Raw genomic sequence first — 21,612 nt, forward strand, 5'->3', positions numbered from 1 at the left:
CGGCATATCGCTCCTTCGGTGGAGAAGTGGAGGCGTCAAGCACCCCCACGATATGCCGCCTTTCCGATTCCCGCCGTCACCAACTTTGGGCGATAGCTCATAACCGGCGTGCCCTCGCTCGTGCTGACGGACCATGACCAGCTTCGCTCACGGCGCTTAAAGGAAATCTCAAAGAACGAAAAACGATCGGACATAAACACCGATGGTCTGTCTGTACCGGAACGCCCGCCGCGGCTGCCCCGGAGATGGATTCGCCGTGTGGTGGAAAATAGACACTCTGGCAAGTGGCGAGACATCGCACGGACATCGCGGCGAAAATCGTCAAAAAGAGCCCCTCCAGCGCTGAATTCCACCAACGATGCGGTTCCTCCAGCACTGGAGTGGCGGAGCAAGACCAGCACAACTACCCTGTACGTGGAGGGCACAGCAGCAACGTCTCGGGCACCTACGAGCAACGACGACTGTGGTGAAGTTCATACTCGACTTTGGAATCAGCTAGTAGTCTCTTTGAGCGGTTCACCGTGCTTCCTCTGCTACCATTCTTTGCGCCTTGCGGAGTCGCCAAGTGTTGGACGCAACGACCACTGCGCTTTTGCGTGCTGTTCTTGAGGAGGTTTGCGACGGTCTGCCTCGCAGCGAAGCCGGCACTCGGGCCCATGTCGCTTCCAAGATCTTGGAGGCTGCCAACAAAGGCGAGATCGCGGCGGAGCGCCTTCGGCAGGTCGCAATGCAAGCTCTTCGCTCCGCGCCAACTATGTGGCGCTAAATGCGGACAATTCTGATAGTGCTCATGTGAATTTCCAGGTCACGGGTTGAAGATCCTTGTGAGCTACCCGAACGGGTTCGCATCCATGCCGGATCTCAAGCGAGACATGGCCATTTTGGCCACGAGCGGTCCGGATTGGGCGGCGCGCACCAAACGAATGGGCGCCCGTGTGCCAGAGCTCGATTTTTTTCGCAGCAACTCGTCGAGCGCTTGAATGGAGGGTGGCGCATCACGGAAAAGGGACGAGCGGTGCTCGAGTGTCATTCGGCCTGCAAAAATTTGCAAACGATGACGTAATTGCGGTCGGCACTCGTGGCAGACAACCTCCGTTATCGTGGAGCCTCGCAATTAAATGATTCGAAGGAGCTCCCATGAAGCAGTACGTCCGGCTGGACGTCTCACAGAGAGAAACCGCTGTGTGCGTTGTCAACGAGACTGGTCAAGTGATCTTCGAAGGGAAAGCAAAGTCTAATCCTGGTGCCTTGACTGACCTGCTTAACAAACATGCGCCTCATGCCGAGCGTATCGGCTTCGAGACCGGTGCTATGGCGAGTTGGCTATGGCATGAACTCCGCAGGGTTGAGCTTCCCGTGGTCTGCATCGACGTTCGGCATGCGCACGCAGCTTTGTCGGTCCGAATGAACAAGAGCGATCAGAATGATGCGCGAGGGCTTGCCGAACTGGTGCGGCTTGGATGGTATCGAGAGGTAAAAGTCAAAAGTGAGGAAAGCCAGAAGATCCGAGCGATCCTTGTCGCCAGATCTCGGCTAGTGTCCATGCACCGAGACATCGAGAACCAAGTTCGCAGCTTGATCAAGGAATGTGGATTGCTGTTCCCTCGCGCGATCGGCCAACAATTCCGCAACCAGGTCAGCGAACTCTTGGGCGTCGATCATTTGCTTCTCAGCGTGATATCGCCGCTGCTCTCGATCCATGAGAACGTTTGTCAACAACAAGGTAAGTTCGACGACGAGGTCCGCCGGTTGGCAAAGCTGGACGACACGACGCGTCGCCTGATGACGGTCCCCGGGGTCGGTGTCGTGACGGCCCTAACGTTCCGCCACACGATCGATGACCCCTCGCGCTTCCGATCGGCTTCGACGGTCGGCGCCTACCTAGGCCTTACGCCGAGGCGCAGCCAATCCGGCGAAACCGACACCAACGGAAAGATATCTCGATGGGGCGACCGGCTTCTCCGAACTTACTTGTTCGAGGCCGCCACTGTCCTTCTTTATCGAACCAAAAAGTGGTCTTCCCTAAAGGCCTGGGGCATGAAGCTCGCCAAGCGGATCGGCATGAAGAAGGCAAAGGTCGCCATCGCCCGAAAGATCGCCGTGATTCTCCACTGCATCTGGGTCGATGGCACGTCGTTCGACTGGGGCCAGCCGAAGCCAATCTGATATTTGCTCGCAAGTTCCTGGTCCGGTCCGCCGGACTGGCGATGTCCCGCTGGGACGGTGGTCGTGGTGACCTCGGTCAATCGGCTGGTGGCGGTTCGCCCGCACTCCGCTGCAAACGTTGAGGCGCCCGATCCGGACATCATCATGAGGCGCTAGCGACCTCGGAAAGGACCATGACCCCAGCTACGACATCAACCCAACCCGACGAAGCCGCCAACGACGTCGATTGCCAAGCCCGCTAGGCAATCGTCTCGCCATCCGCGATCGCTCCGTCTCCACAACCTGATCAGCTCCGACGGAGCAATCGCTACCGGCGTGTCACTGGAGAGAGGAAGAATGGTAGCTTGACAACAAACCGCAATTAAAGGGCCGATTGACACCCGAGGGCAAGGCGCCATTACAGGTTTTGATCGCCGAGGAGACGATCGAAGAAGCCAAGATACGGGCAATCCGGGAGAAGACCAGCGTGTCCCGGGTCGTCGAGGAGCTGCTGCAGGGTGGCTAAACGGCACCTACAAGCTTAATAGTGATACACGGCGACCGAAAATTCGCGTCCTAGCGGGTTCCAGAAGACACTTTAGTCATACCGTTGCAGTCGAGCCGACTCGATTGACAAGCTGCGGCGCCAGCGCCAAGCCGACACCCGTCTGAACTCGGCGACCCGCACATCCGCCCGCCACTCTTGTGGGCGTCCGAACAGAACCAGCATCAGGACCTTAGACAACCGAGCGTCGCGTGACAGAAGGACGCGCCGCAACGCGCGTTTGTCGGTCCCGCTAAGACGGCCAGACAATGCATCAGGATGTGTGTGCCAATCACCGACATACACGTTCGTACGCCCCGATCGTTCGTATTCTAAGCCGATCTGAGCCGCTTCCCAAACGTGATCGTGTTCGTAGGAATAGCGTTTATGGACGGCGGCAGGACCTGCCCCCATCACGGCGGTGATCACGACGTTAGCATCGTCGGCCCAATATCCGGTAAGCACCCCGCCGGTCTCGTTCGGGTAGAAGCGGTCGGCGTCACCGCGCAATTTTTCCAGTGACGGCGACGAAATCCAGGCGGCTAGGCCTTGCATGTGCAGTTCGCATGTCGGGTCAAGGTCTCGCTACGCCACGAGGGCAGTTTTACCCCAGCCTGCTCATTGAAACTCAGCGTGTGAACGGTAGTTGAGCCGTTCCCTCCACCGGCAGCAAGAAAAGCTGAAGCGACTCGCATTCCATGCAACGAGATTTCCTGCAGATCGTAAGACACACCTGTGAACGTTCGCTCTGAGCAACCTGGAGGCTGGACGAGACCGCTTTCGTCACCAAGGCCAGGCGGTTTGGAGATCAAGCCGTCGTCCCAAGCGCGCAGAAGACAAGCGGGGCAACCTCCTTCCGGACCATAGAGCACCACGACACCTCCACTAACCGGAGGCGATGCATGCATTGCCATGACGGGAAGGCCGAGCCGCGCCGTAAAGTCGTGAATGAATGACATATTCCAGTACGCCGCCGTGGCGTCGATAACCAGGTCAACTCCGTCGGCCGCATCGGTCAAGGCGCGCTCATCCCTGAACGGATATTTCTGCGACTGCGTCCCCAATTGGTGCTTGATAAAGCGCACGTCACAGTTGGGGAATTCGTTCTTAATGAAGGCATCCAGAGCCTCAACCTTCGACCGTCCCCAGGCGCTCGCCCCCAACGGCCAGCGCATGGAGTTGCCAGGCTCAACGATGTCGGAATCGAGTAGCCTGAGCTCTTTGACGCCGTTGCGAGCCAGATCAATTGCGAGCGGCGCTCCGATGGCACCCGTGCCGATGACGCAAACCTTCTTGGCAGATCGATCAGACGCTTGCGGCGCCCTCGAAGCCAAATCGGAAACACCCGCCCGCAAGGTGCGAACGATGCCCCCTGACAGGGGTTTGCGGCCTTGGAAACTCTTTTTGCTGCCCACAGACAGTGCGAAGAGCCAGCCGTCCCCGTTCCGCTTCCACTCGAGCTCGGAAGGATAAAGGAAAGCATTCAAACGGAAGCGCCGTGTGGACAGGGACGATGAAGAAAAAACTGGAGACGAAGAAGCGATTTCGAGGCCTATGAGATTCCGCAGAACGTCCTCGGTCCCGGGATTCGGAGTTGTGTCGAGACGTTCCCACGGAATGGTTAGGTCCCTCGCGTTACCATTGGCGAGAAACGCGGGGAGTCGTCTGTTCCAGTCTGCCAGTACAGCGCCATCCTGTGCGAAAACCGCGGTCACCGACGCGCGCAATCGAGGCGTCTCCGTTTCGCCATTCTCGATGGTGTATTTGACACTAAGCCGACCTGAATCGATACGCTTGGCCCAGAGATCCCAAGTTGTCTCGATCAGGCAGTATGGAAGGTCATCTACTGGCGATCCGTTCCACCAAACTTCCGCTGGCTCGCCCTGCCGATCTTCATTGGCGCTTGCCTTCAGCGCATCGGTGAGCATCTCTCGAAGTAGGGCCGGTACCGTCAGACTAGAGGTCCATTGCCGACTATCCCTGCCGATAAGGCACAAGGTGCCGTCGGGGGCAACGTGTCTGCGATCGCGAAATGGCACCGGATCCCGCAGCAGGACCTGAGGCCGAAGAAAGGGATAACTGTCCGGATATACCGCCCTGAGTGGAAGAACTCCGCCCTCATGAGGCCACTCGAAATCAAGTACAAGTCGGTGGTCTTGCAGAGCACCGTCCTCGGGGCGAGGATCTACGTTTTCGGACTGAAACGCGTCGAGCTCCATCTGGAGCCGACCGGGAAAGCGTAGATCCCACTGCGGTATTCCGCCCCTTGGCTGCAGGACAGTATCGCCCACTCGCCTTACCCCACGACACGTGGCGGCGGCTTGGGAGGCTCGGGAGGACCGGGTGGCTTGCCGGGGTGCGGTGGCGGACCGTTGCCAGGCGTATCGCTGGGCGGGCCCGGCGGCACGTCAGGATGCTCCGGATGAGATGGGTGGGGCGGCTTAGACATCTTAAAACTCCTTCTGCTCGCTTGGGCCACGGGGCCGACGTACGCACGCTGCAAGGGCACAGATCCACACGTTCGTCGTCGGTACCCATCGATCCAGAGCCAAAAGTGTGGTCCCGTTACCTCACTTGCAAGAAAACACCGCAAAACTGCGGGATTTTCACGTTTTGCGGCATTTTCGCCGCAAATCACGGACTTTCTTTTGTGTGAACTAGATCAGGTCCCGTTTTGCTGAGCCGATAGTAATAACGATTATTCGTGCCACAACACGGCCGAGTAGCCTTGTGTGGTGCTCAAAAAATGCATTTTCGAGGCGCAACAGCCGGAAATCTGTGCAGAATCAGATGGATGACGTTATCGTTGGACACGGCATATCGCTCCTTCGGTGGAGAAGTGGAGGCGTCAAGCACCCCCACGATATGCCGCCTTTCCGATTCCCGCCGTCACCAACTTTGGGCGATAGCTCACGCAGCCGCCTCAAGTCCTTCAAACCGCCGATAACCGATCATGCGTCGGACCACGGCTCCGTTCTTCTGTTCGACAAACGCCTGGTCGTTCTTGCGGTAGGGTCGGCAACGCGTGAACTCGATGTTCATCTGCTCACATGCCGTGCAGCGAGAGCGGCAGCTGTCGGCGAACTTTTGTCGTCACGGTGCTCAGGAGCGTTTGCTCGCGCACCAGCAACGGCGCACACTCCGTCCAACAGGTCGCAATATCCGTGAGCACCAGCGTCTGTATAAAACCGGCGCGCGCCGAGGGCCCACTGTGAGCGACCAGATCGGCTTCGACTAAGCCCGGCGCCGGATACTTCCAGCCGGCGGACGTCCGTACCGGGATTCCGTCGCTCTGCGCTCGCCACCGGGCGGCGCCGCTGGCGTCCACCTTCCTCTCGGATCTTGCCCAGCGCCCTATCGATCGTGGACGCGCTCCCCGCCAGTAGCTTCGCACAGGATTTCAGGAGCCAGGCCCATGTGACCGTTGCGTTCCATCGACTCGATCAGGAGCGGCAGCAGCGCTTTCAGCCTCTTGCCGCAGATCCGGTCGGATGCCTCACAAAGCACTACCAGCGCATTTCGCTCAGCTTCCTCGTAATCCGGCGACGGGTGCGCCGAACCGAGGATTGCCTCATCTCGCCTCGGAGCAGGCGCATCGCATGCTTTCGATGCAAGCCCGTCACAAGCACAAACTGGTCCAGAATTCGCGCTTCTCCGCGCGGCTCGCCTCTCTGTAGCGCTGCCCCACAGCGCCCGTCAGCTCTCTCCGAATCGCCATGCTCAGTTGCCTCATTATCGCGCCCGCAGTCCCATCCCACTGGGGAGCAAATTACGTGAGGCAGGCACAGCACAGCATTCAGGAACATTTCAACCGACTTCTTGCCATCCTCGTATGGCTTCCGACCGGGACGATCGCCCATGATGCCCTACACGCTTGAGGCCGATCCGTGTGCCACATCCAGGCGCACCGCTCTCGAGCGCTTCCTAAGCAACGGTCGCATCAAGCTCGACTCCAACGCCGTCGAGCGCGCAATCCGGCCACCAACCATCACGAGAAAAAACGCGCTCTTCGCGGGCAGCCATGGTGGCCGGACCTCGGCCACCATCGCCACGCTGCTGCAGACCAACGAAGATGAACAACCAGACCCGCACTCCTGGCTCACGCAAACTCTCGAACGGATCGCGCGGCGCTGGCCGATCTCTCAGATCGATACTCTCATGCCCTGAACTTCCAAGCCTGAACGGCCAAAGTTTCGCGCTTACGCCACTGCCAACACGTCTTATCGGCGGCGGCGCGCCTCGCGCAATTAAGGTGCTCGAAAGCGGGGTAGATCACCAAGCTGCGAGGATTTGCCGCATCGTGAAACGGGTATGAAAACCCAAGCAGGCTCGACGCGACAGCGATGGGGGCTTGAAGTCTACGTAGCGTCAGGTTGTACAGTCTGAATCATACATACGGCCTTCTCTGAAGCTTCATGATCACTCGGAGAGGCTCGGTTGGTTGTAGCGAATGTGAGGACGTTGACCTGAAGAGGAAGCAGAGCTTGCAGTGCAAGTATTGAAACCCGGTCGCCTTCCAACAGCAGTGGGGCGGCCCAATGTCGGTCGCCGATGTGCCGCATGCGATGTCCCGGAAGGAGGGGCGGCAACACCGTCGCTTTTTGAGTCGTGCGAGTATTTGGGTTTCGTTTCTCCTGGATCGTTTTGAGTTTGGCGAGCGGTCACCTGTTGCCCAGGAGCCGGGGCGCTTTTCTGCAGCAGCCAAGACCGGGCAGGTGTGAGTAATGCACGAGCTCGGAGCGACGCGCGATAACAGTCCCTTTTTGTTCAATTTGGCGATCTTGACGCCCGGCTTTTTGAAGCCGGAGTCTCTGTGGTCAATGCGCCGGAGTGTGGCTCCGGGGCAGCTATGAAGAATCTTCTCATCTTAGGAGAGTCGTGTGGAACCGATCTATAACGATCCGAACTCTTGGATGCGCTGGTACGCCGAGCAGCAGGCGTTGCAGCGTGCGGGGCAAGAGGCCGACGTCGACCCTGCGGATCAAGCTGGCTTCGAGCAGCAATTGGGCGAGCTGCAACTCCGCTCTCCTGAGGAGAGTTCCGGGGTTAGTTCCCCCGACAGTTCAGCCGCACGGTCGCATGAAAACATCCAGCGTACGGACGTTGGTGGTTCGATGCGAATGCGGCCAAGGTCCAACCTGCGGGACAATTCGTTCAGCAGCACGCGTCACAGTGTCGATGTTCCGCACGCTCATCTTGGCTCGGCTGCAAATAATTACCGGTCTGACTTGCAGGACAGGCCATTCAGCAGCATGCGTTACGCAGCGCCCTCGGAGGAACAACCTACGGCGCGGACGAAGGACAATAAGCCGCGTGGACTGTTCTCTCGGGTCAAATCAGGGTTAAGCAAAGTCTTTGGAGGAAATCACCGTGAGAAGTGGTCCGGCGGCCCAGCCTCTGATGACGTCTACTCGGAGCTTCGCATCGACTTTGCAAAGCGCAGTCGCCCGTCCGAAGCAGACCTAGCGCTGATTGAAGAGTTCAAGACGGCATTGGGCAGCGCGAACCGTAAAACGAAGACGATCGAGAATTATGTGATGGCTCTTCGAATGTTCAGCGAATTCCTCCAACCCAAAGGCGTCACTCTGAACGACCTGCTTGGCAATGCTGATCTGCTGACAGCCTATAAAGATGAATTTAAGAAGGTGGCGAGCGCCAATAGCAGGAACTATGTGGGTGGAGCCTTGGATACACTCCAGAATTTCCAGGCTGGAAATCCCATATCTGCTCCAGCTGGGGTGGGTACGCGAGAGCAACCGATGCACCCCCAAGACGAGCGGATGATCCGCCAGTTCGTGGAAAACGTCAAAGACTACAGAGTAGATCCCGATGGTACCAGAGGCCGCGGGACTGGAAAGGTCCCGCTTGCAACGATCAAGGGCAATGTGCAAGCGCTCAACGCGTTTGCTCGTTGGCTCCGAGCGCAGAACAAGGGGCCCCTGGCTCCTCGGGCATTCAATGAGCCAAGGTCGCTCGCCGACGACATCAACGAGTACTTCGTAGCTGGCGGCGATGATCGTGACCGCCTCAGCGCGGCATTGTCTCATCTCCGCAGGATCGGGGCTGACGGGCTCCAAGCTGTCGGTGCCGGGCCCCGCCTGATGGGGCGCGAAACGTTATCGGCTCATCCGAAGGACGTCTCCACGATCAGTGACTTTTTAACGGACGCTCTATCCAAGCTTGGATCCGACGCGACTCGCAAGGAGAAAATCTGCGCTTCGGCGAGGGCTTCCAGGCTACGCTCTTTTAGTGATTGGCTTCAAAGAGAGGGCAGGCCGAGCATCATGGACCGTATCGAGGGCAATGCTAAGCAGCAGTCGTCATTGAGCGCAGATTATGCGGCGTACAGCAAAGCCACAAAGCAGACACCCCCACTCGATCTCCTTCGACAATACCTGGGGCTCGAGCCCCAACAAGGACTTCGTGCTTATGACGATGACGCCAGCCTGATCGAGAGCCTGGCCAAGGAAGAGCTGAGAAACCTCGACCCAGCTTCCGAACAGAGAAGAAAAACAATTCGTAATACTGCTTCGGCCCAACGCAATTTCAGTAATTGGCTCCGCACAGAGGGTAGGGAAAGCATCGCGAGCCGAATCAACGGCAATAGTGAGCAGCGGCGCTCGCTGGAGGCAGACCACCGGGCTTTCACGGAAGCCAAAGGGAAACTTGGCCTGAGTCTCAGGAAGCTCAGGCAGTATCTGCAACTCGTTGAGGCAAACAGAGGGCTGGGTGTGACCTTCCCTGAGCAGAGGGCTAGCTCTAACTCAACCTCAACCTGGGTGCGAGATTTGCCGACGCCGCCGTCCGAAAGTGAGTGGCCGCCGCTGCTAGATCCGTTTGGGCAGGCTGGCTTGCAGGAACCGGCCAGGTCGAGCTCGACCTGGTCCCCGCACGTGCCGTCCGACTTTGATCCAAGTGAGTGGCCGGCAGCGCAAGGCCCGGTTGGACCGGGTTGGCAGGACCTGGCCGGCTCGAGCTTAACCTGGTCTCCACGAGTGCCGTCCGACTTCGAGTGGCCAACTCCAGAGGGCGCGCCAGCTCGGTCCTCAGACATCTACCACGGTTTGGCTTCTTTCACTGATCTGCCGTCCACACCGCAGGAAATACGTGACGACGCCCAGTCAAGGCCGGTGCTCAGCCCTGCCGGCAGACCGCCGTTCTTCATCGGTTCATCAGGCAAGCCGCAAGAGCTCGAGGATATCGGATATCTCGTCGGCGAGGATTGGCAGCATGGCTCACAGCCGGTGCCGGACTTCCTGCTCGATGTACTGGACAATAGAGTGCTGTTGCCGAGTTCGCGAATGGCTCCCCAGCCGGTCTCTATCAACGGTGAGACCTACTCCATTGCGTTGGGGCCGCGAGGACGCCGCGACGCCCAGCTGATCCATCACCCTGGCCCATCCTCGGTTCCTGATGCCCGGATCGGCGCTTCGAGGGCGAGTGCCTCTGCCAGCGACCGCAGCGGACGGGTGCTCGGAGCCTCGGAATGGCTGGGTGATCAGCATATCCAGCGGGACTACGAGCTCCTGTCGCAGGAGTTGCGGCAAAGCAATCCAAACCTCGCCGCCCGGACCCGGTTCGTCGATCCTCTCATCGCCTTTCAGGTGGGCCATGGTACGGACGGCGACGCCCTGGACGCATTCCATCGCATTGTCAACGATCGGAATGGCAACGATACGGCCGACTTCCTGTTCTTGCCGGTGAGTGATGCGAGCGCTACGAACCTTCATGCCCGCGGCTCCCATTGGTCGTTGCTGCTGGTAGATCGCCGCGATCGCGACAGGCCGGTCGCCTATCATTACGACTCCGCCAAGGCATACTACGACGCCGCCAAGGCATACAATGCCACACCTGCAGCAAAGCTCGCAGCGCGGGTGGGAGCCGATTTGCGAGATGCCCCCATGCGCCAGCAGGGGAACGGCTATGATTGCGGAGTGTTTGTGGTCGACGGTACCCGGGCGCTGGTCAGACGGCTCGCGGGAAGACGGCACGCAGATCTGAGCCTCCTCTACCTCGTCGTCGATCGGCAGGCACTGCGAAACCGGCTAAGTGGGTGAAGTCGGCTTCAACTGAATAGCGCGTGCAGCTGGTTGAACTGTATCCGTCCGAGATAAGCCGGGGACAGTGGATCACCGATTCCACCGCCTGAGGGGTTCGGTTCCCCTGTGCATCCTGATGAGCTCCATCAGGTTAGCCGAGTCGGTGAACGCCGTGACGCCGTCGTTACCTATGCTGTAAACCGAGATGACGCCGCCCACCGGGTCCACTCCGTTGGTCACATCCCAGAGCCAGTCCTCGTCCTCGCCGAGGTCCTTTGCCACGCGACCGATGGTGAAGACGAAATTGACTCTGTTGACGTGCGCTGAGCGGAGGACGTCGACGTGAGCGACGTCTAATTCCACGGCAGCAACTGGTGTAGGCAGCTCTGTGGCATGTCCGCGATGCGCGCGAAGGCGTCGGCGAGCCACGCTTTCGCATCGATGTTGTTGAGACGCGCCGTCATGATGAGCGTCATCCGGCGGGAAGTTCCGAACCGGACGTTTAATTGGACAGCCCGCGGCCGGGCTTCTGCGAGGTCGACATGGTCGCCCCTGGCGGCACGTCGGTGGCGGGATCGTTCATCCAGACCATGACGATGGCCGATTCGCGACGGGCTGGACGGAGTGCCTGCCGTTGGTGAGGCGGGATGGCTCGCTGGTTGTCGAGGCTATGAAACACGCACAGAGCCGGTTCCGCTGGCTTCTACGCGGTGTGGACTTCGACAACGACAGCAGGTTCATGAACGAGGTCTTCGCGCCGCGGTGCGCCAACCGAAGCTCGGGGTGACGCGCTCGCGTGCCTACAACAAGAACGGTCAGGCCTTCGTCGAGCAGAAGAATGGTGCGTTGTGCGTCGCTTGATGGGCTACGGCCGCTTCGTTGGCCTCGACACGGCGCACGTGATGGGCCGCCTCTATTCGGCGGCAACTCGAGGTCAACTTCTTTCATCCGTCGTTCAAGCTCAAGGAGAAGCGCCGAGAAGGGGCCACGCCTGCACCCTTTGGTTTTAAGAGTTGGTACGCGGCTTGCTCCGTTCGGAGCAACATTATGGCGCGAGAGACACACGTCCGCCTTGTAAGGAGCGGTTCATCTGCAGGGTTTGCGATAAGCGCGGCACCATCCTAAGGGAACGAAGTGACCCAACCATGCCCATGAGAAAGCGTGCCGACCAAAAACTGCAATATCTTCACGTCGTGTACGCGTCAATCCAGCTTTCTCTTCTGGTGCCGACTTCGAGACTCCTCCATGCAAGATCCGTACGAAGGCCGATCTCGTGGTCCTTCTCACTCTCGTCGACCCTATCGAGCACCGCCCGCACCGGCGAGGTTGTCTCGGCTTCGAACGTCGGGATAGTCCCGAGAAAGAATGATCAAATCGACCGGGCTTGCAGAATTCGATTGATTAAGGCCACCGCACAACCCTGTCCAGGGGCTGCGAGATACCAGATACCGGTATTTCGAAGTCCGTGAGGTATCAACGCCTGCTCGGCGAACGTCCGCTTTGGGCAATCGGGTTGAACGCTCGAGCTTGCGAACAGCCGAAAGCGCGGATTCACATAGGCATAGAAGCCTGGGATGAAACGATTGGGCGAACAGCAAGCGCATCAAGCGACCTATCATAGGCATGAAGGCAGATCTCTGTAAGAACGCGGACCACCAATCGCCGGGCCTGAAGCACTTCCGGAGAAGCGCACCGCTTTGTGACCAGCAAAAAGTAAGCGATCATCGGCGCCAGGCAGATATCAGCTAGCCAACTCATTGCCGTCTCGATCAGAGACAAGACACGATCGGAGCTTCTCTTGCGCGCGGGTGCCGCTCTTTCACGTTTCAAACGCATTCACCGTGTGTTCGCCGTCGCGATCGGCGCCAAGAGCACGACGAGGCACATGAGCCCGGCTAGGACCCCAAATGCGGCCGGCAGTCCCACGTACTTGGCCAGCAAGCCGATACCAGCTGGCCCAATGAGAATTCCGGCATAACCCACCGTCATGATCGCGGCAATCGCCGGACCAACGGGCATCGCCTCCTGCGTGCCGGCGCGCCGGAACAGAATCGGGGCGACATTCGATAGGCCAAGACCAATGAGCAGCAAGCCGATCATGGCGATGACGGCCGCCGGTGCCGCCAGCAGAGCTCCGAAACCTGCCAAGGCCAGTAGACTTCCGAACATAATTGTCGCGCGGTCCCCCGCCCGTTCGACGACGGCGTCGCCAGCAAGGCGTCCCACCGTCATGGCTATGGAGAACAGTACATACGCTAAGCCGCCCTGCGTCTTTGGAGCAAGACCAGCGCCGACGACCAACAAGGCAGCCCAATCGAGCATCGCGCCTTCGATAAGGAAGGCGATCGCCGCAATCACGGCTAGAAGGAGCACGATGGAACGCGGCAGAACGAAGGACGGTCCCTGGTCCGCCTGCGCCGTTGGTACCAATCGCGGCCACGCCAGCATGATCGCGATCACTATCAATCCCGAGCAGACCACAGCCGAAACAAATGCGTCAATCTGCAGTGAGAGAAAAGCGGTCATGGCTGCAGACCCCACAAGTCCCCCGATGCTGAATTGAGCGTGGAAGCTGGACATCAGCGGGCACTCCGCCGTGCGCTCCACCTCCATCGCATGAATGTTCGCGGCCACGCTAATCGAGCCTATCGAGGCGCCTAAGGCGAATAGCGCGACGCCGAGCGCCAACTTGCTAGCTGTCGTGAGGCACGGCAGGACGATCGCGAGACTAAGCCCACCCACAAGAATGATCAGCCTGACGCCGTAGCGGGCGCTCAAAACACTGGTCAGAAGCATCGCGATGATGGATCCAGCACCCAGGCAGAGCAGTAGTAGGCCAAGTACGCCGTCATCGGCCGCCAGCCGGTCTTTCGCAAATGGTACGAGCGGGGCCCAGGCCCCGAAGCCAACCCCGGGAACGAAGAATGCAAGACGCGTTGCTAAGCGAGAGGATGGTTGACCAGCAGACGCCATGAAAGGGACCTTATTGATAGACGACCCGCGGGCGCTGTACCAGCGACGGGCTCCCGAGCGACAGAGAGTGCGCAGGTTCGGCGGTCGAGAGGACATCGTTTGTTGGCGCAATCCGCCATGCCGGACGGTTCAGCGCGTGATATCGGATCGCGTCGATCGTCACTCTAGTTCGATCCGCGACGACATCTTTGATTGCAAATACGATGCCACCGCGAAAACGCACGTGACGCCTCGATCCGGCCTCGATACGATCGGACCACTGTGCCGGCTAGGCATGGAGCGTCGGGGCTCTCAACAAGCTTGTTACTTGCTGAATTGGTGAGCGCGGTGGCGCACGGAAGGAGCACGAAGCACCCGAGTGCGCCTCGAGACCTCGTATTACGATTTGGTGACGCCCTTCAGCGCGCCAACGCGGCCTCGCCTTCCGTAGTCATATCCGCGACAAGTCAACATGGCTCAGTCGCAAAGCTGACAACGAGACGAAACTCCAACAGCCGATCGCAATCGGTCTCAATGCGAGGCGATGGGTTTGCAACCCTGTTACTCTGGGCTTGCGTAGTCTGCCATAGCTTGTGGCAACCGCCATCGCGGTGTAGACGCCGACATAAACACTTTGATCATGGAAGGCACGCAGATGCTTATGTGCCTGCTAGACTCTCGGTCTTTGTCAACGCCCCCTCACGGCTCGCCATTGACGACTTCTTCATCCAATTGGCTGTGCACATGGACCGGCATTGATTCTTGTCCGTGTGCGGAGGGATGCGCTCGTTGCCCAACAGTTCATCCAGAAAGCTGCCCCGCCCGAGATTGCGACCCGCTCGTGCGTAAACAGCGGACGAATCCGTTGCTTGGTCTGCCGCAACAAAGAAGCCCACAGCGTCGCGCATCTTCGACCGACGCTCCACCAATCATCAAATCCCGAATGATGGTGGCCCAGAGATTCAGAACCACCCGAAAATTGCAACTGTAGTGCTAGATCCGGTGCGCCAAATGCATCGAACCCCGTCCGGATCGCGTGTCGGTGTTCCGTTACGCGCATATTCTCTCCTTCAAGAAGGATCAGTGCAAGATCGGCGAATACGCGCTGCCCCAGACAGTCGTGCGTCATCTTCAGTCGGAATTAATTGCGGAAGCCCCCTGTCGACGCGGGCTACGTGCGCATTAGTTTCGACGACTTCGATCTACCCCGGCTAGAAATCTTGCCGCGGCGAAGCGCGAGGGGCGGCCGCGTCGGAACTTCCAGGGTTACACCGACGACCGCCGAAACGGATAAGAAGAACACAGTTTGTCGATCTGGTTCTGAATTGCGCTACAGAGTTGGCAACGCGAGCAGTACGTTGTCGATCAGCCGAGTCGAACCGACGTAGGCTGCGGCACAGAGCGCCGCCGGAAGCCGCAGCGGACTCGCGGCGCGCTTGAGCGTATCACCATCGACAAGTTCAAGGTATTGCAGCCGATCAACGGTCTCAAGATGCCGCTCCGCGATCGCAATCAGCTTATCCACCTCGCGCACTCCTGAGCGGAACTCATCCGCCGCGTCGAACAGCCCACGACTGATGGCAACGGCTCGCCGACGTTCTTCCTCGCTCAGATTGCGATTGCGACTGCTCATCGCGAGCCCGTCCGGTTCCCGAACGGTTGGCACGGTGACGATCTCGATCGGAAGATTGAGATCAGTTGCCATGCGACGCACGACCGCGCATTGCTGAAAATCCTTTTGCCCGAAAAACACGACGTCCGGACGCACCATGTTGAACAGCTTGCATACCACGGTTGCGACGCCGCGAAAATGCCCAGGCCTAAAAGCCCCGCATAGTGGCTTCGCCAATTCGCCCGGTTCGACGAAGGTCTCGAATTGAGCCGGATAGACTTCCCGTGCACCCGGCGCGAAGACAATCGCAACACCGGCATCGCGGCACAATTTTTCATCGCGCAGGAAATCGCGAGGATAGCTGCTGAGATCCTCGTTTGGTCCGAACTGAGTCGGATTGACGAAGATGCTAACGACGGTGACGTCGCATTGCGCTCGGCTCGCCTTGACCAGGGCCAGATGGCCCTCGTGCAAATAGCCCATTGTCGGCACGAGCCCGACGCGTTTGCCCGCGCTGCAAGCCTTCGCCAGTTCACGACGAAGCTCAGCGACCGTCGTAATCATCTGCATCGTAGCACCTTACATCAGGTTGTCTTAGGAGGAGCCCAGTTTGCGATGATGTCACCCAGGCTTTCAGGAAGCCGATAGGACTCTTGCGGCGCCGGGAACGCTCCACTGCGGACATCGGTAGCCCAGCGCGACAGCGCCTCCTGCAACAGCTGAAAACCATCTGCATAGGCGCGAACGAATTTGGCCCGACGACCTTCGGTCAGCCCCAGCACGTCATGGAATACGAGCACTTGGCCCGAGCACCCGGGACCCGCGCCTATTCCAATAGTTGGTATCGACAGCGATTCGGTCGCTCGCTGGGCGAGCTCGGCCGGAATGCCTTCAAGCACCAACGCGAAGCATCCGGCCTCCTGCAGACGGTGAGCGTCATCAAGCAGCCGCAAAGCGTCATCGGCTTTCCGGCCCTGCACCTTGAATCCGCCCATGATATTGACGCTCTGCGGGGTGAGGCCGAGATGGCCCATGACGGGAATTTCGCAATCGACCAGGGCGCGCACCATTTCCACGCGCTTGGCCCCGCCCTCGAGTTTCACTGCATCTGCACCTCGCTGCAGGAATCCTCCGGCGTTGCGTATCGTCTCCTCCGGACTGAGGTGAAAGCTAAGAAACGGCATATCGGCCACGAGCAGGGCACGGGGCCTTGTGCGCGCAACAGCCTCGAGATGATGATTCATCATCGCCACGCTGACAGGCAACGTGTTGTCGAATCCGAGGCAGACGTTGCCAACACTGTCGCCGACAAGAATGATGTCGACGATGGGGTCAGCGATGCCTGCAGTAACCGCATCGTAGGCGGTGGTCATGGCGACACGCCGCCGCTCCTGCTTCCATCGCTGCAGGATTGGAATCGTGATCCGCTCAACTGATACTTCCGAAGCGTGGCTCATTTTCGATCCGTTCCGTCAGATGGCCTCAGGTCGATTTCGCAGCTCTAAGCGATACAATTTAATCTCACCTGTCTCGCCTACGATTTTGAAGCCACCGCCCTCCCGAAGTCCCCGCGTCACCGAATATGCTAGGCGAACGGTAATCCGATTCTTGCGACCGAAGCAGTTGAGTATTGCGCGCATCCCGGGGGACCACCCTTTTTCTATGGCGGACGAGTGAAAACTCGTCAACCATGAAAGGGAAACATACGCCTCCAAAGTAGCAGGCGCGTGCATAAAAACTCCAATGGTCGCGCGACCATCAAGCAAGAACTCCCAGATTCAAATTGTCATTTGGAAGCGCCTTGCGTCACGCTGGGCCTCAGGGCGCGCCGATGCGATCATTCTGGCAATTTGCCTGCGGCGTTGTCTTAACCGCATCTCTTGCATGTCGCACTGGCTGGCTCTGCCCAGGGAGGCAATACTCTACCGGAGCGAGTTCTTTTCCGAGCCTCATCAAGTTCAACTGCAGCCCGAGGATTTGTTGCCGCTCACACTGCGCTGCATCAACGCTCCGGCATACTTACTTCCCCATACAGAGCTGATAGAAATTGCGTACCATGCCCTGCTGCAATCCCTTCCCCGGGATACTTGGCACTTTCCAGCTCCCGAAACAGGCCTCGTGCTCACCCTCTGTTGTAGCGGCATATCGCGATCGATTCGTTCGATGAACCCCTGCCTGTCGGCCGAAAATTGCGTTGCGCGTATTCCGCGGTGAAATCCTTCAAACGAGCTCGGAGTGAGCGCCGCGCCTTCGTCAAATGCAAGCATGGGAGTGCTTTCCAGCGCAGCAGATCGTGAAAGCTATGCAGACGCGCGTCTGCCGCCGCTAATTCGATGGCGTGTGGATAACCCGACCGTACAGACTTGTCAGGCGAGCCGCTTAGAGGCGTCGCTGACCTGAGGCGCCGGTGCGCCTGCCGTCGGCTTGCTGCTCAATTCGCAGCAGCCGTGGCAACCCAAGCGTCAGGCCATCGAAGAGTCGACAGTTTGACACCGCCAGCCAAGTCATGCGATGCAAAAAGGGCTAAGCGGGGTTAAGGCGCAGTAGTGCGGTCGCAATCTAAGCGGCGGCCGCCATTGCGAGGTCAGCAGCTTCTGCTGCACACGTTCAAAGGCCATTACTATTCGTCGAAGACACGATTTCGTAACAACACCCCGCATTCCCTTGGTGCGTCTTTTCGTGGCGTCTTGTACTGGTTGTCAGCGCGATCGTTCTACCCGCCGCGCCAATGCGTATGTCGGGTCGATACCGCAATAGGCGTCCGTCCCCGAACGAGAACTGGCAATTGCCAGGATCCCCCAGATACGTCCTTGCAGACAAGAGCGTCCTGCCAAGCGGGTCGCAGGACGTACACCCGAAGGCGAGACAAAGCCAAGTGGCATGGGAAGTGCTAGCAGCGACAAACAGCAGATTGCGCATGTCTTGCCTCCGCTAGCCTTTGCTTAAGGATAGACCATCGAATTCACTTGTATTGATGTCAAGCAAATGGCAGCCGCGCTTCCCTGGGCAATCGCATCCACCGATGTACCAGCGCGTTGGGCTCGCATGCGCATGCAAGCAACGCGGTCCAAGTGAAGGCCGTCTAGGAGTGCTCGATCAGAACCGCGGCACCTCGGGCGGCCATTTTTTCCCAAAACTTGGCGAAGGCGGAGCAGCATTTCAGCGACTTTCCGGAAGGCAGCGCAGCCTTCCGGCGCGATGCAGCTGCGCGTTGGAAGCGCCTCCAGGCAAGCGTGTGCACCAGGTACTACCCTTCTTCGTTACTTCGCGACGAGCAGCGCCGAAACGATAAGCTCCTCCCAGGCGGCATGTATGGCTAAGACTCACGTTCCGCGATTGAAAGTCGTTTCACGATCATCTCTCTGCGGTGATCAGCCGAAGAGCGGAATCAACCTTGAAGTCACGCGTCGATGTCATCGCTTCAGGGGCTGGTGGCGGCCTTCCCCCTTCTGTTTTTGTGACCCAGCCTGTATTCAACGAAGGAGCGCATTTTGCTGCAGTTCTTATGCGCCGATTCTGCAAGTGAGACCGTTTCATGCACGAGATCCGCGCGAAGCTAATGACCGTCGACGGAAGCATCTGCTGAAGTTGTCCTAGCGACTATGATCAGGCGGTTCCTTACTTCGATGCAGAATTTCGTCTCAGAGATTGTCTACCTTGCGTAATAGCGGAGGAAGAACAGCGAGCTAAACACCCGCCACCGGGATGGTGCAGGGCGCCTGCCGTGCAGTGGCATCTGAACGGCTGCCCGAGGCTTGCAGACTTTGCGATGAGGCATCTGTCGCTTTGGGCGAAGTCAAACCGCAATGTTCGCGATCACCGACGGTCATCTATGATTCGACACATCGTATTCTTCACCGCAAAAGATTAGGCGCATGTCGACAAAATAGTCGACGGCCTTTCCGTACTCGCCAAAATCCCGCACGCACGCCGGCTTGAGGTCGCTCGCAACCGCAAGAGTGACCGGCCTGTCAACGAAATTGACGTGATCGTCTACGGTGAATTCGACGACGATGTCGAACTGGTAGCCTATAAAGCGCACGAGCTTTACCAGGAGTCGATCCGGCAGGTAAGACCGCTCCCAGAGCTACGTCTCGCGGCCGATTACAGCATGTCAACAGATGCGGAGCCATTTGGCAGGCCCTACCCGCGGGCGTAATTAACCTGGCCGGCACGTAGCGGTTTTTGGGTGCCCACGAGGCACGCCTTCGCCGGACGGGATTACAATCGGCCATGTATCGCTGAGCGACAGACTAATGCATGTATTGGAACTGCAGTGGATTGAGCCCGTCACAGCCATGCGACGCATCGCGCATCGGAGGCACCTCACGTTCCTGGATAGCGCATCGAGACACGCGGTGCTCGGGCAGTACTCGTATGTGACGTGCGATCCCTTCATCACTTACATAATCGCGGACGGGAGAGGTATTTGCAACGGAGAGTCCATTGTGGGCGATCCGTGGGCGGCACTTCGCGCTCTGCTAGCCAACTATCCGCAAATACATCGCGCCCATCTCCCGGCATTCCAGGGCGGCGCCGCCGGCTTTTTTGGATACGAGCTGAACAGGACGCTGGAGCGATTGCCGGTGCCGACCATCGGGGGGCATCGCTTGCCTCAGGCACTCCTACATCTTTACGACGTCGTGATAAGCTTCGATCATCGCCATGATAGATGCTGGATCCTTTCTACCGGGTGGCCGGAGCAGGATCCAGTTCGCCGCCGTGAGAGAGCTCGCCAAAGAGCCGAAGGATTTGTTGGGCTGCTTACAGTCTCAGCCCTCCTCCTGATTTTAAACCAGGCGAGGCCGGCTCATGGCATTCAAACTTCAGTCGCCAGGGATACATCGCGGCGGTACAGCGCGTGATTGATCTCATTCTGTCGGGTGACGCCTTCCAGGTCAACATTGCGCAGCGCTTCAGCGCTCGCCTGGCGAACTCGTTCGATCCGATAGCCTTCTATTGTCAGCTGCGGAAAATGAATCCGGCTCCCTTTGCCGCCCTTCTTCGGTATGGCAAGCTCACCATTGCATCGAGCTCGCCCGAGCGTTTCCTAAAGTTTGACGGGCGACAGGTCGAAACGCGACCTATCGAGGGGACGGTGGCGCGTTCTGCTGATTGCGAGGAAGACCGGCGTCGCGCTGAGACGCTGGTACATTCGGAGAAAGACCGCGCCGAGAACACCATGATCCTCGACCTCCTGCGCAATGATCTCTCGCGCGTTTGCAGGCCTGAATCAGTCCACGTCCCGTCCTTATGCAATCTCGAGTCCTATGCCTCACTGCACCATCTCGTGTCCGTCGTTACGGGTGAGCTAGCACACGGAGAGGATGCCGTAGGCCTACTTAGGGCCTGCTTTCCCGGCGGCTCAGTTACCGGAGCTCCCCAAGGTACGCTCGATGGAAATTATCTTGGATATCGAGCGTGTGGCGCGAGAGGTGTATTGCGGGCCCATAGGCTACATAGGATTCAATGGACATATGGATGTAAATATTGCCATTCGCACCGTAACGATCGGCGACGGCCAGGCCGTCTTCCATGCAGGCCGGGATAACAGCAATGTCCGATCCGGCCGCCGATTATGAGGAGAGCCTTGCAAAGGCAGAGCGCATTTTTCGCGCATTCATTGCTGAAGACGCCGGTGCATCTTGATTGTCATTATCGACAACTACGACTCTTTCGTCTTCAACATTGCGCGATATTTTCGCAAGCTTGGTGCAGCAACACGTGTCGTCCGGAACGACGCGATGGACGTGAGCGAACTTGCTGACCTCAGGCCGCGCGCGGTTGTCATCTCCCCCGGTCCGTGCACTCCAATTGAGGCTGGAATATCGATAGCCGTCGTTCGTGAACTTTCGGGTCAGGTGCCAATTCTCGGGATTTGTCTCGGACACCGGTGCATTGGGACCGTGTTCGGCGCACGCGTAGCGCGCGCCCGTCGTCCTATGCACGGTCGGTCCTCGTATGTCACACATGAAGGCGGCGGGCTTTTCAAAGAACTACCGTCTCCACTTCGTGTGGGGCGCTACCATTCGCTTATCGTCGAATTGGATCCTTCATCTGCCCGTCACCTGACGGTGACAGCACGCTCGGATGATGGAACTCATGGCCCTCGCCCATTGCGATCAACCAACATATGGCGTGCAGTTCCATCCAGAGTCGATACTCACCCCACAAGGGGACGTACTGTTCGCAAACTTCCTACGCGCTTGAACCTTAGAAGGGCCAAGCGAGCGCGAGCTTACTCACAGGCAAAATGGCTGTTCTGTTCGCTTCCGCACATCGGCGATACAATTCCGGTCAAGAACCGCACAGGAGCTGCG

At 58.7% G+C, this 21,612-nt stretch carries 12 protein-coding genes and 6 pseudogenes; 10 read left to right on the forward strand and 8 right to left on the reverse strand.

Annotation, left to right across the window (positions count from 1 at the left end; translation table 11 throughout):
* Positions 1-565 precede the first annotated feature (565 nt).
* From IVA75_RS25005 to IVA75_RS40205, 4 genes and pseudogenes are all read left to right on the forward strand, one after another.
* A complete protein-coding gene (locus IVA75_RS25005) occupies positions 566-766 on the forward strand; it encodes a hypothetical protein (RefSeq protein ID WP_018454561.1) in 201 nt (66 codons plus the stop codon).
* Positions 767-792: 26 nt separating this feature from the next.
* Positions 793-1,024: pseudogene (locus IVA75_RS25010) on the forward strand (hypothetical protein); the annotation flags it as partial.
* Positions 1,025-1,137: 113 nt separating this feature from the next.
* Entirely contained in the window at positions 1,138-2,166 is a 1,029-nt protein-coding gene (locus IVA75_RS25015) for an IS110 family transposase (RefSeq protein WP_247287490.1), read from the forward strand.
* Positions 2,167-2,539: 373 nt separating this feature from the next.
* On the forward strand, positions 2,540-2,671 hold the full coding sequence (locus tag IVA75_RS40205) for a hypothetical protein (protein ID WP_256465176.1): 132 nt from the start codon (positions 2,540-2,542) through the stop codon (positions 2,669-2,671).
* 72 nt (positions 2,672-2,743) lie between these two features.
* On the opposite strand, the gene IVA75_RS25020 is transcribed toward IVA75_RS40205, so the two are convergent.
* The 3 genes and pseudogenes from IVA75_RS25020 to IVA75_RS25030 all read right to left on the reverse strand — a co-directional run.
* Entirely contained in the window at positions 2,744-3,244 is a 501-nt protein-coding gene (locus tag IVA75_RS25020; protein ID WP_018460470.1) for a Mov34/MPN/PAD-1 family protein, read from the reverse strand.
* Positions 3,232-4,908 carry a ThiF family adenylyltransferase gene (locus IVA75_RS25025; protein ID WP_256465005.1) on the reverse strand — a complete coding sequence of 559 codons (1,677 nt, stop codon included), beginning with the start codon at positions 4,906-4,908 and terminating at the stop codon, positions 3,232-3,234. Before IVA75_RS25025 ends, IVA75_RS25020 begins: the two co-directional genes overlap by 13 nt.
* 694 nt (positions 4,909-5,602) lie before the next feature.
* A pseudogene (locus IVA75_RS25030) lies at positions 5,603-6,422 on the reverse strand (ISNCY family transposase); the annotation flags it as partial.
* A 158-nt stretch (positions 6,423-6,580) separates the two neighbouring features.
* Here IVA75_RS25030 and IVA75_RS25035 point away from each other — a divergent pair.
* The 3 genes and pseudogenes from IVA75_RS25035 to IVA75_RS25045 all read left to right on the forward strand — a co-directional run.
* Positions 6,581-6,856, forward strand: a pseudogene (locus IVA75_RS25035) (transposase); the annotation flags it as partial.
* A 371-nt stretch (positions 6,857-7,227) separates the two neighbouring features.
* The gene (locus tag IVA75_RS25040) at positions 7,228-7,410 is read left to right on the forward strand and encodes a hypothetical protein (RefSeq protein ID WP_247287492.1); all 183 of its coding nucleotides are present in this window, start codon (positions 7,228-7,230) and stop codon (positions 7,408-7,410) included.
* 159 nt (positions 7,411-7,569) lie between these two features.
* Positions 7,570-10,746, forward strand: a complete 3,177-nt coding sequence (locus IVA75_RS25045) for a Ulp1 family isopeptidase (RefSeq protein ID WP_346658438.1) — start codon at positions 7,570-7,572, stop codon at positions 10,744-10,746.
* 72 nt (positions 10,747-10,818) lie between these two features.
* Here IVA75_RS25045 and IVA75_RS25050 read toward each other — a convergent pair whose 3' ends face one another.
* From IVA75_RS25050 to panB, 5 genes and pseudogenes are all read right to left on the reverse strand, one after another.
* Entirely contained in the window at positions 10,819-11,091 is a 273-nt protein-coding gene (locus IVA75_RS25050; RefSeq protein WP_247287493.1) for a hypothetical protein, read from the reverse strand.
* Positions 11,082-11,204: pseudogene (locus IVA75_RS25055) on the reverse strand (transposase domain-containing protein); the annotation flags it as partial. The pseudogene IVA75_RS25055 and the gene IVA75_RS25050, both read right to left, overlap by 10 nt.
* A 1,360-nt stretch (positions 11,205-12,564) precedes the next feature.
* Positions 12,565-13,701 (reverse strand): MFS transporter, encoded by a 1,137-nt coding sequence (locus IVA75_RS25060; RefSeq protein WP_247287495.1) that lies wholly within the window; start codon positions 13,699-13,701, stop codon positions 12,565-12,567.
* Positions 13,702-15,010: 1,309 nt separating this feature from the next.
* Entirely contained in the window at positions 15,011-15,862 is an 852-nt protein-coding gene (gene panC, locus IVA75_RS25065; RefSeq protein ID WP_247287496.1) for a pantoate--beta-alanine ligase, read from the reverse strand.
* A 14-nt stretch (positions 15,863-15,876) separates the two neighbouring features.
* Positions 15,877-16,749, reverse strand: coding sequence for a 3-methyl-2-oxobutanoate hydroxymethyltransferase (gene panB / locus IVA75_RS25070; RefSeq protein WP_018458909.1), 873 nt, complete (start codon positions 16,747-16,749; stop codon positions 15,877-15,879).
* Between the two features lie 2,429 nt (positions 16,750-19,178).
* On the opposite strand from panB, the gene IVA75_RS25075 reads away from it, so the two are divergent.
* The 3 genes and pseudogenes from IVA75_RS25075 to IVA75_RS25085 all read left to right on the forward strand — a co-directional run bounded on the left by IVA75_RS25075 (position 19,179) and on the right by IVA75_RS25085 (position 21,502).
* A complete protein-coding gene (locus IVA75_RS25075; protein WP_256470086.1) occupies positions 19,179-19,451 on the forward strand; it encodes a Dabb family protein in 273 nt (90 codons plus the stop codon).
* Positions 19,452-19,548: 97 nt separating this feature from the next.
* A pseudogene (gene pabB, locus IVA75_RS25080) lies at positions 19,549-20,941 on the forward strand (aminodeoxychorismate synthase component I).
* Positions 20,938-21,502: pseudogene (locus IVA75_RS25085) on the forward strand (aminodeoxychorismate/anthranilate synthase component II). The pseudogenes pabB and IVA75_RS25085 overlap by 4 nt, the downstream one beginning before the upstream one ends.
* Positions 21,503-21,612: the final 110 nt, after the last annotated feature.

This window comes from Bradyrhizobium sp. 134 (genome assembly GCF_023074155.1).
Classification (GTDB): Bacteria; Pseudomonadota; Alphaproteobacteria; order Rhizobiales; family Xanthobacteraceae; genus Bradyrhizobium.

Bases quoted from the DNA above. Each gene is read 5' to 3' on its own strand.
- IVA75_RS25015 (WP_247287490.1), top strand. From the start codon at position 1,138: ATGAAGCAGTACGTCCGGCTGGACGTCTCACAGAGAGAAACCGCTGTG.
- IVA75_RS25020 (WP_018460470.1), bottom strand. From the start codon at position 3,244: ATGCAAGGCCTAGCCGCCTGGATTTCGTCGCCGTCACTGGAAAAATTG.
- IVA75_RS25025 (WP_256465005.1), bottom strand. From the start codon at position 4,908: ATGGAGCTCGACGCGTTTCAGTCCGAAAACGTAGATCCTCGCCCCGAG.
- IVA75_RS25040 (WP_247287492.1), top strand. From the start codon at position 7,228: ATGTCGGTCGCCGATGTGCCGCATGCGATGTCCCGGAAGGAGGGGCGG.
- IVA75_RS25060 (WP_247287495.1), bottom strand. From the start codon at position 13,701: ATGGCGTCTGCTGGTCAACCATCCTCTCGCTTAGCAACGCGTCTTGCA.
- panC (WP_247287496.1), bottom strand. From the start codon at position 15,862: ATGCAGATGATTACGACGGTCGCTGAGCTTCGTCGTGAACTGGCGAAG.
- panB (WP_018458909.1), bottom strand. From the start codon at position 16,749: ATGAGCCACGCTTCGGAAGTATCAGTTGAGCGGATCACGATTCCAATC.